The sequence below is a fragment of the Streptomyces sp. NBRC 110611 genome (genome assembly GCF_001590865.1).
In the GTDB taxonomy this organism is placed as follows: Bacteria; Actinomycetota; Actinomycetes; order Streptomycetales; family Streptomycetaceae; genus Streptomyces.
The window spans coordinates 202,442-221,211 of record NZ_BBUY01000009.1; the positions used below are offsets into that span (position 1 = coordinate 202,442).

Annotated in this window: 4 protein-coding genes; all 4 read right to left on the bottom strand. The window is 73.9% G+C overall.

Going from position 1 to position 18,770, the window contains the following annotated elements:
- Window positions 1-2: 2 nt before the first annotated feature.
- The 4 genes from AZE13_RS38265 to AZE13_RS20755 are packed head-to-tail and all read right to left on the bottom strand — an operon-like array spanning window position 3 to window position 18,770.
- Window positions 3-4,673, bottom strand: a complete 4,671-nt coding sequence (locus tag AZE13_RS38265; RefSeq protein ID WP_066933893.1) for a non-ribosomal peptide synthetase — start codon at window positions 4,671-4,673, stop codon at window positions 3-5.
- Window positions 4,670-10,522, bottom strand: a complete 5,853-nt coding sequence (locus AZE13_RS20745; RefSeq protein ID WP_258527897.1) for a beta-ketoacyl synthase N-terminal-like domain-containing protein — start codon at window positions 10,520-10,522, stop codon at window positions 4,670-4,672. The genes AZE13_RS38265 and AZE13_RS20745 overlap by 4 nt, the downstream gene beginning before the upstream one ends.
- Window positions 10,519-13,899, bottom strand: a complete 3,381-nt coding sequence (locus AZE13_RS20750) for a non-ribosomal peptide synthetase (protein WP_066933896.1) — start codon at window positions 13,897-13,899, stop codon at window positions 10,519-10,521. Before AZE13_RS20750 ends, AZE13_RS20745 begins: the two co-directional genes overlap by 4 nt.
- The gene (locus AZE13_RS20755; protein ID WP_066933899.1) at window positions 13,896-18,770 is read right to left on the bottom strand and encodes a type I polyketide synthase; all 4,875 of its coding nucleotides are present in this window, start codon (window positions 18,768-18,770) and stop codon (window positions 13,896-13,898) included. Before AZE13_RS20755 ends, AZE13_RS20750 begins: the two co-directional genes overlap by 4 nt.

Here is an 18,770-nt window from a genome sequence, read left to right on the forward strand (position 1 = left end):
GGTCACGAGCCGCTCCCCGGGGGCGGGTTGCCGCCGAAGGCCTCGGCCACCTGCTCGTCGGACAGGGCGCTCAGCTTCACCAGCAGCTCGGCGGTCTTCTCGACGACCGCGCGGTTCCCGCTCTCGGCCACCAGGGCCTCGGCGAGGCCGGCCACGGTCGGGCGGCCGAAGACCCGGTGCAGCGGGACGGTGATCTGGAAGGCGTCCTTGAGGCGGGCGGCGATGCGGGTGCTGAGGAGCGAGTGGCCGCCCAGGTCGAAGAAGTTGTCGAACGCGCCCACCTGGTCCAGGCCCAGCACCTCCGCCCAGATGCCCGCCACGACCTCCTCGACCGCGGTACGCGGGGCGACATAGGCCGCACTCAGGTCCCGGCGGCCGGTGTCGGGTGCCGGCAGGGCCTTACGGTCGATCTTGCCGTTGGGGGTGAGCGGCAGCGCGTCCAGGAAGACGAACGCGGAGGGGATCATGTAGTCGGGAAGCGTGCGGGCGGAGACGCTGCGCAGCCGGGCCGTGAGCCGCTGGGTACGGCGGTGCCGGGAGCCGTTGACATAGGTGTGCCAGGGGCGGGTGGGGGTGTCGGCGGGCGGCGCGGCGGGGAGTGCGGCACCGGTCTCCGTGGTGCGCTCGGCGATATCGGCACGGGTGAGTACGGCATCGAAGGAGCCGTCGGAATCGTGCCGGACCCAGTCGAAGGCGATGTGGTAGCCGCTCTCCTCCGCGAGCTGCCACAGCTGTTCGGGGTCGGTGGCGCCATCGGCGTCCGAGGTGCTGTCGAGGGCGGCGCGCAGCTCCGCGACCGGGGAGTCGTCCGCGTCCTGGAGGCCCGCCAGCAGTGCGGCGCTGGGGGCGACCCGCCGGTTCGGTATGGCGCGAAGGGCCAGCGTCGCGGGCTGGTCCGCGGTCAGGCGGGTGCCCAGCGCGGCAGGGGTGAGCTGCTCCGCACGCCAGTCATGCCACGCGGGCGCGGGTGGCATGGAGGTACCCGCGGTTTCCTGGGAACCAGCGGTCAGCAGGACGTCGTAGCGGAAGCGGGTCATCTCGTTGGCGAAGGTGCCGCGCTTGGGCAGCACCGCCACCGAGGTAATGGCGTCCCACTGCGCGGCGAGGGCGGTGAACAGGGCCGGGTCGATGACCAGTTCCCGGTCCTCGGCGACGGCGTGGCGGATCCGCTCGCTCAGCTGGCCGGCGGTCAACTCCCCCTCGGCGCGGTGGAGCTGGACGGAAGCGTGGAAGTTCTCCAGCAGCGGCAGGCTGCGCACATCGCCCACCAGGAGCGTACCGCCGGGGGCCAGGCGCCGCACGGCGCCCTCCAGCACCCGCAGCAGGTAGCGCTCGTCGGGGAAGTACTGCACGACCGAGTTGAGGACCACGACATCGAACAGCTGGTCCGGCAGGGTGTCGACCCGGTCCGCGGCGCACTCGAAGAGCTGGATGTCCGCAGGGAAGCGGCCGGGACCGGTGGCGCACCGCAGCCTGTCCAGGGCGACGCGGGAGATATCGGTTCCCCAGTAGTGCGCGCAGTGCGGGGCGAGCCGGTGCAGCAGCAGGCCGGTGCCGCAGCCCAGGTCGAGGACGCTCCGCGGGGTCAGGCCGTGAACCAGCTCCGCGGTCCGGTCGACCCACTCGCGCATCTCCGTGGCGGGGATCGGCGCGCCGGTGTAACTGCTGTTCCAGCCACGGATGTCGAAGGCCGCTCCGTCCTCTGCCCTGGTGCCCACGTCGACGGTGGTGTCGGAGGCGGCATTGTCCGCGGCCTCGTCGTAGGCGGCGTCCCAGATGCGGCGCCACTCCTCCCAGCCCTCCGATGGTGCCTGGCCGCTGTGCGATTCCTGCACCGCTACGAGGCCGTCGGCGTCGCCCTCGCCGTCCGCGGCCTCCTCGTCCCCGGCCACCACGTACGCCGTCAGCCGCTGGTCCCCGGGCACGTCCTCGCGAACCGCTACGACCACTTCCTTGACCGCGTCGTGCTGGGCCAGCACCGACTCGATCTCACCGAGCTCGATGCGGTATCCACGCAGCTTCACCTGGTGGTCCAGCCGACCCAGGAACTCGATGCGGCCGTCGGACCGGCGGCGCACCAGATCCCCGGTGCGGTACAGCCGCTCCCCCGGACCGTGGGGGAAGGGATGGGCGATGAACCGCTCCCGCGTCAGCTCGGGCCGGCCCAGGTAGCCGCGGGCCAGGCCCGAGCCGCCGATGCACAGCTCGCCCGGCACGCCCCGGGGCACCAGCCGACCGCCGGCGTCCAGCACGTGCAGCTCGGTGTTGGCGATAGGGCCGCCGAGGATGACCGGGCCCGGGGCGACCCGGGTGACCGCGGACCAGATGGTGGTCTCGGTCGGCCCGTACATGTTCCACAGCTCCACGCCGGTGGCGAGCAGCCGGTGGGCGAGCTCCTCGGGCAGCGGCTCGCCGCCCGCCAGTGCGCGGAAGCCCTCGGCCCCTTGCCAGCCGGTGTCGAGCAGCATGCGCCAGGTGGAGGGGGTGGCCTGCATGACGGTCGCCCCGCACTCCGCCAGGGCGGCGCCCAGCCGCTCCCCGTCGGCGGCGGTCGCGCGGTCGGCCAGGACGACCTGGGCGCCTTCGGTCAGCGGCAGCAGGATCTCCAGCAGGGAGATGTCGAACGCGAGGGTGGTGACGGCCAGCAGGGTGTCACCGGCCTCGATGCCGGGCTCCTCCCGCATCGAGCGCAGGAAGTTGCCCAGCGCGCCGTGCGGGACCTGGACGCCCTTGGGCCGCCCGGTGGAGCCGGAGGTGTAGATGACGTAGGCGAGGTCCTGCGGGTCCACCGGCACGCCGGGGAAGTCGTCCGGCTCGGCGGCCAGTTCCTCGCGCAGCTCGTCCAGGCACAGCACCGTCGCCACCGAGGGTGCCAGGTCCTCGACCACGGCCCGCTGGGTCAGCAGGACGGATACCCCGGAGTCCGCCAGGCAGTAGGCGATGCGGTCCGGCGGGAAACCGGGGTCCAGCGGTACGAAGGCGCCGCCCGCCTTGAGCACCGCCAGCAGGCCCACGACCATGTCCGCGGTGCGCTCAAGGCACAGGCCGACCAGGGTGTCGCGGTCCACGCCGAGCCCGCGCAGGCGGTGCGCCAACTTGCCGGAGCGCCGTTCGAGTTCGGCGTAGTCGAGCGTCTCCCCGGACGCGCGCAGGGCGGGCGCGTGCGGCGTACGGGCGGCCTGCCGCGTGAAGCGCAGGTGCGCGGGCAGCGGCGCGTCCCAGTCGCGGCGGCGGCCGGTGCCCTCCTCGCGCAGCGCGCTCTCCTCGCCGTCGGTGAGCATCGGCAGCTCGCCGACCGGCCGGTCCGGGTCCGCGGTCACGCTCTCCAGCAACACCCCCAGGTGGCGGGCCAGCCGCTCGATGGTGGCGGCGTCGAACAGGTCGGTGTTGAACTCGAACCAGCCGCTGAGGCCGTCTGGTCTGTCGAAGACCTGGAGTTCCAGGTCGAATCGGGAGGTGGTGCTCTCCACGTCCATCGGCTCCATGCGCAGCCCGACCTCGTCGAAGCTGGGCAACGGGATGTTCTGGAAGAGGAAGGAGACCTGGAAGACCGGCGAGCGCGACGGGTCCCGCTGCGGGTGCAGCTCCTCCACCAGCCGTTCGAAGGGCAGTTCCTGGTGCGCGAACGCGCCCAGGGAGGCCTGGCGGACCCGGGCCAGCAGCTCCCGGAACGACGGCGCCCCCGAAAGGTCGGTGCGCAGCGCCAGCATGTTGGTGAACAGCCCGATCAGCGGCTCGACCTCGGAGCGGCCGCGCCCGGCGACGGGCACGCCGACGACGATGTCCTCCTCGCGGCTGTGGCGGTGCAGCAGCACCAGGAACGCCGCCAGGACCGTCATGAACGGGGTGGCGCCCGCCTCCCGGCTCAGCTCCCGCAGCCGGTCCATGACCGGCGCGGGCGCGCTGAAGGGCAGCGAGCTGCCGAGGGTGCTCTGCACGGCCGGCCGGGGCCGGTCGGTGGGCAGCTCCAGCATCGGCGGGGCGCCGCGCAGGGTCTCCTTCCAGTACTCCAGGTCGCCGGCGAGCGCGTCGCCCTCCAGGCGCTTGCGCTGCCACACGGCGTAGTCCGCGTACTGGATGGGGAGGGCGGGCAGATCCGGCTGCTCGTCCTTGCTCAACGTGCCGTAGAGAGCGACCAGTTCCCCGAAGGCCACCGAGGTGGACCACAGGTCGCCGACGATGTGGTGCATCGTCAGCAGCAGGATGTGCTCCTCGGGCGCCAGCCGCAGGAACTTCATCCGCAGCAGCGGGCCGGTGGTCAGGTCGAAGGGGCGGGCGAACTCGTCGCGAGCCAGCTTCCGGATGCCCGCCTCGCCCTCGGGCCCCCGCAGGTGCGGGCAGTCCTCGACGGTCACCTCCAGCTCGCCCGTGGCGGCGACGACCTGCACCGGCTGCCCGTCGGACTCCTCGAACGTGGTGCGCAGGGCCTCGTGCCGCCGTACCAGTTCCTGGCAGCAGCGCCGCCACACGGCCACGTCCAACGGTCCGTTCACTCGCATCGCCCCGGGGACGCTGTACGCGGCGTTGCCCGGCGTCAGCTGTTCCAGGAACCACATGCGCTGCTGGGAGAACGACGCGGGGAAGGTGCGCCGCCGCGTGCGCTCCTTCAGCCGCTGGGCCAGCAGGGCCCGCTTCTGTTCCGGTGTGAGGTTCTCCAGGTTGTTGCCGCTCATTCCCTCTCCCCCTGCTCCGTCTGGGCGTCGTGCTCCCCCGGGCCCGCCGCGTCCTCGGCGAGCACCTCCCGGAGCATGGCTTCCACTTCCTCGTCGGACAGGTCCTCCACATCGAGGTCGTCCGGTGCGTCCTGCGGCGCGCCGTCCGCCGCGCCGGGTGCCGTGCCGCGGCTCAGTACCGGGATGGCGTCCTCGGGCCCGCGCCGCCCGCCGCCGGCCGCGAGGAGGGCGACGGTGTGCGCGACGGTCGGCTCGTTGAAGAACTCCTGCAGCTCGATCTCCGTGCCGAACCGGGTCTGGATCTTCGCGCCGACCTGTACGGCGGCGAGCGAGTGGCCGCCCAGGGCGAAGAAGTCGTCGTCGACGCCGATGCCGTCGATGCCCAGCACCTCCTGCCAGATGGCGGCGACCGCCCGCTCGGTGTCGGTGGCCGGTGCGGCGTAGGGCGTGTCCAGGTCGGGGCGCGGGTGGCTGCCGCCGGGCGGTGTGACGGCCTCGATCTCGCGGGCCAGCACCTCCGGGGTGAGCGAACGGGCCAGCTGCCGTGCCGTGGCGAGGCCGTGGTGGCAGACGACGAGCTGTTCCGGCAGCGCGGGCGCGGCCAGGAGGCGGGCGAACGCGGCCACCCCGTCCTGTTCGGCGATGCCCTCGGCCAGGGTGCGCAGGGTGCCGCCGCCGGCGGGCCCCTCCGCCGCGCCGCCGGCGTCCTCGCCGGCGCGTACCGCGGCGTCGGTGGCCTGCTCGATCTGCTCGACCATGGCGTCGACATCGTTGATCCGCTTGAGCGTGAAGCCGGCGATCCGGACCAGCACCCGGCCGTGCGGGTCGAGGAGGTCGATATCGCACATCAGGGTCTCGCCCGCGTCGTCGGAGCCCTTGAGACGTACGTCGCACAGCACGGAGCCGGTCAGCGCGCCGTGGACGCGCAGGCTGCTGTAGGTGAACGGCAGGTAGTAGCCGTCGCGCATCTGGATGCGGGCGGAGACGCCCGCGACGTCCAGCAGGGCCGGGTGCAGCGCGTAGCCGTCGAGGTCGGCCAGGAAGGCGTCGTCCAGGGCGAGTTCGACCAGCAGCCGGTCCTGGCCGACGTGGACCCGGCGCAGGCAGTGCCAGCGCGGGCCGAGGGTGAACTCGATGCGCCCGCCCTGCTCCAGGAGGTTCAGCTTGAACAGCTGGCGCAGCTCCTCCTGGTCCGCGACGACGCGCGCGTCGGCGAACTCCCGGCGCAGCGCCTCGATGTCACGCGGGGCGGCGGCATCCGGGCCGTCGGGGTCGGGGAAGGCGATGGTGCCGACGGCGTGCGTCTGCCAGTTCGCGGGGTCGCCGGTGCCGTCGTTGCTGCGGACGGTGAACCGCTGCCGTCCGTCGTGGGTGTCGACGGTGGTGTAGAGCCTCCTGGTGTGCCCGTCGGGGACGACGACGGGGAGGGCGAAGAGCACATCGCGGAGTTCCACGGCGCGCCCGTCCGCCTCCTCGGCGACCGCGGCCCGGACGAGTTCGAGGTAGGTGGTGCCGGGAACCAGGCCGTGGCCCATGATGCGGTGGTCGGCGATCACCCAGGTGTCGGCGGTGTTGAGTTCGGTGCGGTAGGTCCGCGACCCCGGCGCGGATTCGACCAGGTGCGACAGCAGCGGATGGCCGGTCGGTTCGCCGTCGTCGGCTGCGGTGCCGCCGAGCCGGGCGGCGAGTCCGGCGGCCATGCCCACACCGCGCCAGGTGTCCCAGGCGACGGCGGTGACCGGCACGCCGGTCGCGCGGCGCTTCCACTGGGCGTAGGCGTCCAGGAAGGCGTTGGCGGCGCAGTAGTCGCTCTGGCCGGGCCCGCCCAGCAGGGACGTCAGGGAGGAGCACAGCACGAGGAAGTCCAGCTCGTCCGTGCCGCAGACCTCGTCGAGCACCAGCGTGCCGTGGGTCTTGGCGGCGAGCACCTGGCCGGCCTCCTCGGGCGTCTTGCCGGTGATCAGGCCGCGGGAGGGCAGTCCGGCCGCGTGGACGACGCCGTTGAGCGGGCCGTGCCGGCGCAGCGCGGCGACGGCCCGCGCGGTCTGGTCCCGGTCGGTGACATCGCCCCGCAGCACGACGGTGCGGGCGCCCAGCTCCTGGACGCGCCGCAGCCTGCGGATGCGTACCGAGTCGGCGTCCTGCTCGCCGTGGGCGGCCAGGTGGGCGTCCCAGGTGTCCTCGGCGGGGAACGCGGAGCGGCTCAGCAGGCCGATGACGGGGTGCTCGACGGCGCCCGCCAGGTGTTCGGCCAGGGCCAGCCCGATACCGCCCAGGCCGCCGGTGATGAGGTAGACCCCGCCGTCGCGCAGCCGGGTGCGGCCTTCGGGCAGCGGTGTGGCGTCGAAGTCGCGGATCCACCAGTGGGTTCCGCGCAGGGCCAGTTCCCGCTCCTCGGGAGGCGTGCCGAGGGCGTCGCGCACCGCCCGTACCGCGCTTTCGCCCGGCTGGTGCGGGTCGGTGCCGGTGAGGTCCAGGGTGCGGCAGGTGACGCCCGCGATCTCCTGGCCGATGACGGTGCAGGCGCCGAGCAGGGTGGCGTTCTCCGGCTGGAGGGGCTCGTCCCCGGTGACGCTGTACAGGCCGCGGGCCAGCACGTCGAGGGTGACCGGGGCGGCCGGGCGGACCTCGCCGAGGGCCTGGGCGAGCGCCAGGAGGCTGTCGAAGCCGGCCCGGCGGGCGGCGTCCAGCCGGTCCGTGTCGAGGCCGGCCGCGGGCCCGGTGGCGGTGCTCCACAGGTGGACGAGGCGGAGCGGCCGTGGCCCTTCGGCGTCCAGGGACTTCACGAGGTCGGTGAGGTGCTCGCGGGCGGTGGGGTCCACCGTCCAGGAGCGCTCCCCGTCCCGGGCGAGGACGCTGCCGGAGCCGACGCGGACGACGGTGGCGCCCTCCGCCTCCAGGCGCTGCGCCAGTTCGCGGCCCAGGGCGAGGTCGGTGCCCAGGACGGCCCACAGGGCCTCGCGGGCGTCGTCGGGCCGGCCCGCGGTGTGCGGCCGCCGCTTCCAGCCGGGGGTGTAGAACCAGTCGTCGAGCGGGGCGGGGGCGACGGCGGCGGCCCGCGGGCCGGGGCCGGCGGTGGGGTCCGGCTCGATCCAGTAGCGCTGCCGCTCGAAGGCGTACCCGGGCAGCCGCAGGGGGCGGCGGCGCTCGCCGGCGAAGTAGGCCTGCCAGTCGACCCCGGCCCCCGCGCTCCACAGCGCGCCGAGGGTCTGCGCGAGGTGGGCGCGGTCGTCGCGCTTGTCCTTGGGGTGCCGCAGCGAGCCGAGCACGGTGCGGCCGTCGTGCCACGCGGCGTGCTGGCGGGTGAAGTTGGCCAGCGCCTGGCCCGGTCCCACCTCCAGCGTCACGAGGTCGGGGTCGGCGAGCAGGACGTCGAGGACGTCGGCGAACCGCACGGTGCCGCGCAGGTGCCGGCCCCAGTACTCGGGGCTGGTGGCCTGCTCGTCGGTGATCCAGGTGCCGGTGACGTCCGAGCAGAACGGGATCTCGGGTGCGGACAGGCGGACCGTGCGCACCTCCTCGACGAAGGGCCCGACGGCACCGTCCATGCTCGGCGAGTGGAACGCGTGCGAGGTGTGCAGGGCGCGGGAGGCGACCCCGGCGGCCGTCAGGCGCGCGCGCAGCGCCTCGACGGCCTCATGGGAGCCGGAGACCACGCTCAGCCGGGTGGAGTTCACCGCGGCCAGGCACAGTGCGCCGTCCTCGCCGAGCCACCGCAGGGTCTCGTCCTCGGGCAGGAACACGGTGAGCATGGCGCCGGTGGGCATCGCCTGGACCAGCCGTCCGCGGGCCGCGACCAGGCGTACCGCGTCCGGCAGCGAGAAGACGCCCGCCAGGCAGGCGGCGACGTACTCGCCGACGCTGTGGCCGGCCATCGCACTGGGCCGCACTCCCCAGGAGTTCCACAGCCGTGCCAGCGCGTACTCGACGGTGAACAGGGCGGGCTGGGTGAGCGCGGTCTGCTCCAGCTCGCGGTGCGCGGCGTCCTCCTGGCCGGGCTCCGGGAACAGCAGCGTGCGCAGGTCCGTGCCCAGGTGCGGGGCGAACAGCCCGGCGCACCGGTCGATTTCCTCGGCGAAGTGCGGCTCGTGCTCGTACAGCGCGCGGGCCATGCCCGCGTACTGGGAGCCCTGGCCGGGGAAGAGGAACGCGACCGGGGCCCGGTCGCCCGCCGGGCGGGCGTCGGCCTCGGTCAGGGCGCGCAGTGCGGTGACGGCCTCCGCCCGGTCCCGGGCGGCCACCGCGCCGCGGGTGCCGAAGGCCCGCCGCCCGAGGGCCAGGGTGTGGGCCACGTCGCCGAGTTGCGCCTCGGGGTGGCGCTCCAGGTGGTCGGCGAGCCGGCGCGCGCCCGCGACCAGCGCGGAGGCGGTCCGCGCGGACAGCGGGAGCGGCTGTACGGACCGGGAGGGCCCGCCGGGCCCGGTGGCCGGGGCCTCCTCCAGGACGACGTGGACATTGGTGCCGCCGATACCGAAGGCGCTGACGCCGGCCCGGCGCGGGGCGCCGTCCTGGCGGGGCCAGGGGCGCAGCGTGTCGTTGACGAAGAACGGGCTCTCGGCGAGGGCGAGTTCCGGGTTGGGCCGGCTGAAGCCGAGGGAGGCCGGGATGGCCTGGCGCTTGAGCGCGAGGGCGGCCTTGATGAGGGCGGTGACCCCGGCGGCGGCGTCGAGGTGTCCGACGCTGGTCTTCACCGACCCGATCGCGCAGTAGCCGGTGTCGTCGGTGTGCTCCCGGTAGGCGCGGGTCAGCGCGGCGATCTCGATGGGGTCGCCGAGGGCGGTGCCGGTGCCGTGGGTCTCGACGTAGCCGACGGTGGCGGGGTCCACCTCGGCCACCGCCAGGGCCTCGGCGATGACCTCGCTCTGGCCCTCGACGCTGGGGGCGGTGTAGCCGGCCTTGAGGGCGCCGTCGTTGTTGACGGCGGTGCCGCGGACGACGGCCTCGATCTCGTCGCCGTGGTCGCGGGCGTCGGCCAGCCGGCGCAGGACGACGACGCCCGCGCCGTTGCCCGCGACGGTGCCGTCGGCGTCGGCGTCGAAGGCGCGGCAGTGCCCGTCGGCGGACAGGATGCCGCCCTGCTCGTGCACGTAGCCGCTCTGCAGCGGGACGGAGACGGACACGCCGCCGGCCAGGGCGATGTCGCACTCGCCGTTGAGCAGGCTCTGGCAGGCCAGGTGCACCGCCGTCAGGGAGGTGGAGCACGCGGTCTGGACGGTGATGGCCGGGCCCTTGAGGTCGAACTTGTAGGACGCGCGGGTGGCGAGGAAGTCCTTGTCGCCGGCGAGCAGGGTGCGGTAGAGGCCGGCGGAGTCGTAGGCCTCCCGGTTCCCCATGATGTTGAACAGCAGGTACGAGTTGAGGCTGGTGCCGGCGAACACGCCGATCCGGCCTTCGAAGGTGCTCGGGTCGCAGCCCGCGGACTCCAGGGCCGCCCAGGCGCACTCCAGGAACACCCGGTGCTGGGGGTCCATCAGCTCGGCCTCGCGCGGGGTGTAGCCGAAGAACGCGGCGTCGAAGCGGTCGCCGTCCTCCAGTACACCCTTGGCCCGGACGTAGCGGGGGTTCTTCAGCTCGTCGGGGGCGACGCCGGAGGCCAGCAGCTCCTCGTCGGTGAGGGCGGCGATGGTCTCGCGGCCCGCTTCGAGGTTCTGCCAGAAGGCGTCGATGTCGGGAGCGCCGGGGAAGCGGCCGGCCATGCCGGTGATCGCTATGTGGTTCGCGTCCGGCGCGGTGTCCGCACCGTCCGCGGCCGCCGGGCCGTCTGCCGTGTTCAGGCCGTCCACCGTGTCCCGGTCATCCCTCGCGTTCGGTTCTTCCACTGTGTCGGGTGTGCTGGGCACGAAGGTCACCTACCGTTCCTTGAGCGCGCCCGGCGGTCAGCGCTCTGCTGCCGCCGGTTCCGGGTCTGCCGTCGGCTCTCGGCGCGCTGCTGGGCGCCGAGCGTCGGTTCCGCCCCCGGTGCCGAGGAACGGTCGAGCCGCTCCGTGAGGGAGCCGATCGTCGGGTACTGGAAGAGTTCGACCATGGACAGCTCGTGTCCGAGGCCGGCGGCGAGCCGGGCGCGGAACTCGGCCATGAGCAGGGAGTGCCCGCCCAGGTCGAAGAAGTTGTCGTGCGCGCCGACCTGTTCGACGCCGAGCAGGTCACGCCACATCCCGGCGAGCGCGGCCTCCAGGCCGTCCCGGGGCGCCACGAACCGGGTCCGCAGCTCGGGGCGTACCCCCTGCGGCTCGGGCAGTGCTGCCCGGTCGGCCTTGCCGTTGGGGGTGAGCGGCAGCTCGGCCAGGACGACGAAGGCGGCGGGCACCATGAACTCCGGGAGCCGCTCCCTGAGATGGGCGGTCAGCTCGCCGGTGTCCGGCTCCCGGCGCCCCTCCCCGTCCGGATCCCCGGCCGTCTCCGCGGTCAGGTAGGCGATCAGCCGTACGTCGCCCGCCGTGTGCTCGCGGGCGACCACGACCGCCTCGCGTACCGCGGGGTGCTGGGCGAGGACGGCCTCGATCTCGCCGAGTTCGAGGCGCTGCCCGCGCAGCTTGACCTGGTGGTCCAGGCGGCCCAGGAACTCCAGGGCGCCGTCGCCGCGGTAGCGGGCGAGGTCCCCGGTCCGGTACAGGCGCGCCCCCGGTTCCGGCCCGAACGGGCTGGGGACGAAGCGCTCCTCGGTCAGCTCGGGCCGGCCCAGGTAGCCGCGGGCGAGGTTGGCCCCGCCGATGTACAGCTCCCCGGGCACGCCGTCCGGCACCGGGCGCCGCAGGTGGTCCAGGACGTGCAGCCGGGTGTTGGCGATGGGGTGCCCGATGGGGACCGGGCCCGGCCCCGCGTCCGGGCGGCAGGCCCAGGCGGAGACGTCGATGGCGGCCTCGGTCGGCCCGTAGAGGTTGTGCAGTTCGGCCTGCGAGCAGGCGAAGAAGCGCTCCTGAAGCTTCTCGGGCAGCGCCTCGCCGCTGCAGATCACCCGGCGCAGCCCGGAGCATTCGGCGGCCTGCGGCTCCTGGAGGAAGAGCTGGAGCATCGACGGGACGAAGTGCACCGTGGTGACGCCCTCGGCGCGGATGGTCCCGGCGAGCCGGCCGCTGTCCTTGTGCGCTTCCGGACTGGCGACCACCAGGACCGCGCCGGTCATCAGCGGCCAGAAGAACTCCCACACCGACACGTCGAACGAGAACGGCGTCTTCTGGAGCACCCGGTCGGTGGCGTCCAGCCGGTACGCGTCCTGCATCCACAGCAGCCGGTTGCGCAGCGCCGAGTGGATGTTCATCACGCCCTTGGGGCGTCCGGTGGAGCCGGAGGTGTAGATGACATAGGCGAGGTCCTCGCCGTCGACCCGCACACCGGTGCCGTCGGCGGATTCGCGGTCCAGCTCCCCGGCCAGCTCCTCCACGCACAGCACCTCGGCGGACACCTCGGGCAGCCGCTCCAGGACCCGCCGCTGGGTGAGCAGGACGGGCGCCTTCGCGTCGCCGAGCATGTACGCCAGCCGGGCCGGCGGGTAGCCGGGGTCCATCGGTACGTACGCGCCGCCCGCCTTGAGGACCGCCAGCAGGCTCACGACCAGTTCCAGGGAGCGTTCCATGCTGACGCCGACGAGCGTGTCGCGGCGCACGCCGAGCCGGACGAGGCGGTGGGCGAGCTGGTTGGCCCGCCGGTCGAGTTCGCCGTAGGTGAGCGAGTGCCCTTCGAAGCGCACCGCCTCCGCCCGCGGGTGCCGCCGGGCCCGCTCCTCGAAGCACTCGTGCACCAGGCCCTTGTCCGGCCACTGGTGCGCGGTGGCGTTGCGCTCCACGACGATGCGGTGCCGCTCGGCGTCGTCGAGCAGTTCCAGCCGGTCCACGGGGGTGTCCTGGTCGGCCACCACCAGTTCCACCAGCCGCCGGAAGTGGCCCGCCAGGCCGGCGATGGTCGCCTCGTCGAACAGGTCCCGGTCGTACTCGAACCAGCCGGTCAGCCGGCCCGCGTCGTCGAAGAACTGGAGCTCCAGGTCGAAGCGGGCGCCCTGGGCGCTGAGCGGCAGCCGGCTGATCGAGATGCCCGCCATGGCCAGCGCGGGCAGGGGGTCGCTCTGGTAGGACAGGCTGACCTGGAAGAACGGCGGGCGGCTGAGGTCGCGTTCGGGTCGCAGCTCCGTCACGACCTTCTCGAAGGGGATGCCCTGATGGGCGTAGGCGCCCAGGCAGGACTCACGTACCCGCCGCAGGACCTCGGCGAAGCCGGGGTCGCCGGCCAGCAGGGTGCGGACCGGGAGGGTGTTGACGAAGAACCCGATGAGCGGCTCGACCTCGGCGCGGCCGCGGTTGGCGGTCGGCACGCCCACGGTGACCTCGCCCTGGTTGCTGTAGCGGTGCAGCAGGACCTTGAAGACCGCCAGCAGTGCCATGTACGGGGTGGCGCGGTGCCGTTTGCCCACCGCGGCCAGCTCCGCCATCAGCTTCTTGGGGAGTTCGAAGGGCACCGAGGCGCCGTTGAACCCCTGGACGGCGGGCCGGGGCCGGTCGGTGGCCAGCTCCAGGGGCGCGTTCGCCCCGGCGAGGTGTTCGCGCCAGTAGTCGAGGTCCTCGCGTTCGCCGGCCGCACCGGCCTGCTCCTGCTGCCAGACGGCGAAGTCCCCGTACTGGATGGGGAGTTCGGGCAGCGGCGACGGCTTCCCGGCGCTGAACGCCGCGTAGAGCGCGGAGAGTTCGGAGACCAGCACGCCCACCGACCAGCCGTCGGAGATCAGATGGTGCATGGCCAGCGCGAGGACGTGCTCGTCGGGCCCCAGCCGCAGCAGGCGGAACCGCAGCAGCGGCCCGGTCGCCAGGTCGAAGGGGTCGGCCAGCGCCTCGGTGATGCGCTGCTCCAGCTGCCGGGCGTCCAGCCGCTGCCCGCCGAGGTCGGTCTCGGGCAGCTCCAGGGTGAGCTCGCGGCGCACGACCTGGGTGGGCCGCCCGTCGCGCAGCTGGAAGGTGGTGCGCAGCGACTCATGGCGGCGCACGATCTCGTTCAGGGCGTCCAGCAGCACCCCGGCGTCGAGCGGGCCGCGCATGTGCAGGGCGGCGGGGACGATGTAGGCGGGGTTGTGGGGGCGGAGCTGTTCGAGGAACCAGATGCCCTGCTGCATCACGGAGACCGGGAAGGCGGTCTCCGCGTCCCGCGCGTCCGCGGTCAGGCCGCGTTCGCGCATCAGCTCCTCGAACAGGGCGCGCTTCTCCGGGGAGAGCGCCGCCAGGCTCGCTTCGAGGTCGGTCACTTCGTCCCTTCCTGCTGCCGGTCCTGCGGCCGGGCGGGCACCTGGCCGTCGGGGAGTTCCGCGAGCTGGGCGAGGAGCTCGGCCGCGGCGTCCTCGTAGCGCGGTGCCTTGCGGATGCCGGCTTCGCCGGCCGGGGCGCCGGGGCCGTCCGACAGGTGCGCCATGATCTGCTCGACGAGCCTGCTGACCGAGGCGCCCTCGAGGAAGGCGGAGATGGGCAGGGAGACACCCAGCCCGCCCTCGATCTCGTTCTTCAGCTCCACGGCCATCAGGGAGTCGACGCCGAGGTCGAGCAGCGGCTGGTCGGGGGCCGGGCTCACGGACTGGGCGTCCAGCGCCGCGGTGACGCTGTGCAGCAGCCGCTCGGTCAGCGTCGGTACCCGCTCGGGCTCGGGAAGCGCGAAGAGTTCGTCACGGGTGATCAGCCGGCGCTGGCGGCGGGCCATGGCCCGCGCCGCGGGCACGCTGCCGCGGCTGCCGACGAGTTCGGACAGCAGGGCGGAGCCGGAGACCTCCTGGTAGCGGCGTCCCCAGTCCTCCCAGTCGACCGGCACCACCGCGATCTGTGCCCCGTCGTGGCGGAACAGCCGGTGGAAGACCCGCAGGGCCTGGCCGGGGCGCAGGGTGCCCATGCCGCGGCTGAGCCCGGGGGTGGACGCGGCCTCCCGCGCGGCCATGCCGGTGTCCTGCCAGATGCCCCAGTTGACGCTGAGCGCGGGCAGGCCCTGGCCGCGGCGCAGCTCCGCCAGGGCGTCGAGGAAGGCGTTGGCCGCCGCGTACGCCGCGAAGAACGGCGAGCTGAGCAGGGAGCTGGTGGAGGAGAACAGCGTGAAGAAGTCCAGCTCCCGCCCGGCGAATTCGCGGTGCAGGACCCAGGCGCCCAGTGCCTTGGCGCGCAGGTGCCACTGGAGGACGTCCGGTTCCAGGTCGAGCAGCGGGACGACGTCACCGACGCCGGCCGCGTGCACCACGCCGCGGATCGGGGGGTGGCCCTCCTGGTCGTAGCGCTCCAGGAAGGCGCCCACCTGCTCCTCGTCGGAGACGTCCAGCGCCGCCACGCGGACGCTGACGCCCAGGGACTCCAGCTCCCGTACGGCGGCGACGCGGTCGGCCGCCGGGTCGTCGGCGGGCAGCGCGGACCAGGTGCCGCGCGGCGGGAGGGCGGTGCGTCCGGCGAGGATCAGCCGGCGGGCGCCGGCCTGGGCCATGGAGCGGGCCACGGCCAGTCCGACGCCGCCCAGGCCGCCGGTGACGAGGTAGGCGGCGTCCCGGCGCCAGCCGAAGCCGCGCCCGGGGGCCTCCGGTGACGCCTCGCGCACCAGGCGTGCGACGTAGCGGTGTGCGCCGCGCAGCGCGATCTGGTCCTCGCCGTCGCCGCGGCCGATCTCGGCGGTCAGCCGGGCCCCGACGGCCTGCGGCTCCTCCTGGGGGCCGAGGTCGATCAGCCCGCCCCAGATCGCGGAGTGCTCCTGCTGGAGCGAGCGGCCCAGGCCCCACAGGGTGGACGGGGCGACGGCCGGTGCCGCGGGGTCGTCGTCGCCGGTGCGTACGGCGCCCTGGCTGACCAGCCACAGGCGGGCCGGGCCGGTGCCGGTGCGCCGGGCGAGCGCCTGGGCGGCGCGTACCGCGCTCATGCAGCTCTCGTCCTGGGCGCGCAGCAGGCCGGCGGCGTCGACGGGGTCCGCCGCGGCCGCGTCCAGGCTCCACAGGTGGACGACCTCCAGACCGTCCCCGGCGTCCGGGCCCAGGTCGTCCAGGAGCCGGGCGAGGTCCTCGGCGGTGTCGCGGCGGACGGTGGCCGTCGCGGTGCCGTCGTAGTGGTACGCGGTGCCGGGTACGGCGCGCACGCAGCGGTCGCCGCGCCCGGTGACCGCGTCGGCGACGGCGTCGGCGACTCCGGTGCCGTCGGCCAGGAGGAGCCAGGTGCGGCTGCCGCCGTCCGGCTGGGGCGCCGGTGCGTCCGGGGCCTGCTGCCAGGCGAGCCGGTACAGCAGGTCCTCGTCCTCGAACGCGTCGCTGCCGTCGGCGGGCGCGGTGTCCGTGCCGTCCGGCTGTCCGTAGCCGGCTGGCAGCCCGCCCGCCGCCCCGATGGCGGCGTTGCGCGGCTCACGCCAGCAGGAGGTCCCCTCGAAGGCGTAGGTGGGGACGCGGACCTTGGTGCGGGTGTAGTCGGCGTCGAAGCCGGTCCAGTCGATGTCGCCGCCGCCCGCGTGGAACTGCGCGACGGTGGCGGACAGCACCTGCCAGTCGTTCTGCTTGGGCCGCAGGCTGGGCAGCAGCAGGGCGTCGTGGTCGGCCGGCAGCATGTCGCCGACCAGACCGAGCAGGACGGGGGCCGGGCCGACCTCGATGAAGGTGCGGTAGCCCAGGCCCAGGAGGGTGGAGATGCCCGCGGCGAAGCGCACCGGGCGGCGGGCGTGGCGGCACCAGTAGTCGGCGTCGGGCGCCTGGTCCCACTGCCACAGCTCGCCGTCGAGGTTGGAGATCAGGGGGATGCGCGGCGGGATGAAGGTGATCTCCTGGGCCGCGCGGCGCAGCGGTTCGAGGATGGGCTCGATCAGCGGGGAGTGCGAGGAGGTGGTGATGTGCAGCAGCTTGGCGCGCACCTCCCGCGCGGAGAAGATCTCGCAGACCCGCTCCACCAGTTCGCGCTCGCCGGAAATGGTGGTGTTGGCGGGGCCGTTGACGGCCGCGATGGAGATCCGGTCGGGCCAGTCGGCGATCTCCTCGGCGACCTCCAGCTCGGACGCGGAGATCGCGGCCATGGCGCCGGTGTCCGCCAGTAACTGCATCAGCCGGGAGCGGGCGACGGTCAGCTTCAGGCCGTCCTCCAGGCTCATCGCGCCCGCGACGCAGGAGGCGACGTACTCGCCGAAGCTGTGGCCGAGGACGGCCACCGGCTGCACGCCCCAGGACATCCACAGCTGGGCCATGGCGTACTCGACGGCGAAGACGGCCGGCTGGGCGTAGCCGGTCTCGTTGACCTCCTGGGAGTCCGGGTCGTCCGGGTACAGCACGGACAGCAGGGGCTTGGCGAGCATGGGCCGCAGGATCTCGGCGCAGCGGTCGATGGCCGCGCGGAAGGTGGGCTGGGTCTCGTACAGGCCGCGGGCCATGCCGGTGCGCTGGACGCCCTGGCCGGTGAACAGGAACACCGCCTCGGAGCTGCGGGCCTCGCCGGCGGCGGTGCCCTCGCCCACCGGCCCGCCGGCGGTGAACGCGGCGAGTTCGGCGGCGATGTCCTCCGTGGTGGCGCCCGCGACGGCGAGGCGGTGGCGGAAGGCGGAGCGTCCGGTGTTCGCGGAGTAGCACACGTCGGCGACGCTGTCGGCGCCGTCGGCGCCGAGGTGGTCGCGGTACTTCGCGGCGAGTTCGGCCAGCGCCGTCTCGCTCTTGGCGGACAGCGCGAGGACGGAGCGCGGCCGGGTGTCGTCCCGGGGGGCCTCGGGGCGGTCGGGGGCCTGCTCCAGGAGGAGGTGGGCGTTGGTGCCGCTGAAGCCGAAGCTGCTGACGCCCGCGATGCGGCGGCCCTCGACGGCGGGCCAGGGGGTCAGTTCGGTGGGGACGGCGAAGGTGGTGCCGTCGAAGGAGATGTCGGGGTTGAGCTCCTTGAAGTGCACGTTGCCGGGGACGGCGCCGTGCTGGAGGGAGAGGACGACCTTGATGAGCGCGGCGATGCCCGCGGCGGCCTCGGGGTGGCCGATGTTGGTCTTGCAGGAGCCGAGGTAGACCGGGCTGCCCTCGGGGCGGCCGTAGACGTCGGCCAGGGCCTCGACCTCGATGGGGTCGCCGATGCGGGTGCCGGTGCCGTGCGCCTCGACGAAGTTGACCTCCTCGGGCCTGACGCCCGCGGCGGCCACCGCGGCGCGCAGCACATCGCGCTGGGAGGAGCCGTTGGGGGCGGTGAGTCCGGCGCTGCGGCCGTCCTGGTTGAGCGCCCCGCCGCGGATCACGGCGAGGACCGCGTCGCCGTCCCGGACGGCTTCGGAGAGCCGCTTGAGGACGATGACACCGCAGCCCTCGCTGCGTACGTAGCCGTTGGCGGAGGCGTCGAAGGCCTTGCAGCGCCCGTCGACCGACACCATGCGGCCGAACTGCGAGAAGGAGACGCTGGGCAGCGGCGAGAGGATGACGTTGACGCCGCCGGTCAGGGCCAGGTCGCACTCCTTGGCGCGCAGGCTCTGGCACGCCTGGTGCACGGCGACCAGGGACGAGGAGCAGGCGGTGTCCACGGCGACACTGGGGCCGCGCAGGTCGAGGGTGTAGGAGATGCGGCCGGGCAGGACGCTGTGGGCGAAGCCGGTGGTGGAGTGGGCGGTGTAGTCCAGGGGGGTGTGCAGCGTCTCGGTGGCGAAGTCGAAGCTGGCCACGCCCATGAACACGCCGGTGCGGCTGCCGGCCAGGGAGGACGGGGCGAGGCCCGCGTTCTCCAGGGCCTCCCAGGCCACTTCCAGGCTGAGGCGCTGCTGCGGGTCCATGAAGACGGCCTCGCGCCGGGAGATCCCGAAGAAGCCGTGGTCGAAGCGGTCGACGTGGTCCAGGAAGCCGCCCGACTTGGTGCTCACCTTGCCGGGGGCCGGGGTCTCGCTGAAGAACGCCTCGGCGTCCCAGCGGTCCGCGGGCACCTCGGTGACCGCGTCGATGCCCTTGCTCAGCACGTCCCAGTAGGTGTCGGCGTCGACGGCGCCGCCGGGAAAGCGGCAGCCCAGGCCGACGATCGCGATGGGCTCGGCGGCGGCGCGCTCATAGGCGTCGAGGCGCCGCTGCATCCGCTCCATGGTCGCGTAGGCGCGCTTGAGCGTGGACGCCGAGGTCTGGCCGCCGGCGGCGGGCCGCGCGGCCGGGGTCTGCTGTTCTTCCTGCGGGGTCAT

Coding starts and splice junctions, on each gene's coding strand:
- AZE13_RS38265 (WP_066933893.1), bottom strand. CDS start 4,673: ATGAGCGGCAACAACCTGGAGAACCTCACACCGGAACAGAAGCGGGCC.
- AZE13_RS20755 (WP_066933899.1), bottom strand. CDS start 18,770: ATGACCCCGCAGGAAGAACAGCAGACCCCGGCCGCGCGGCCCGCCGCC.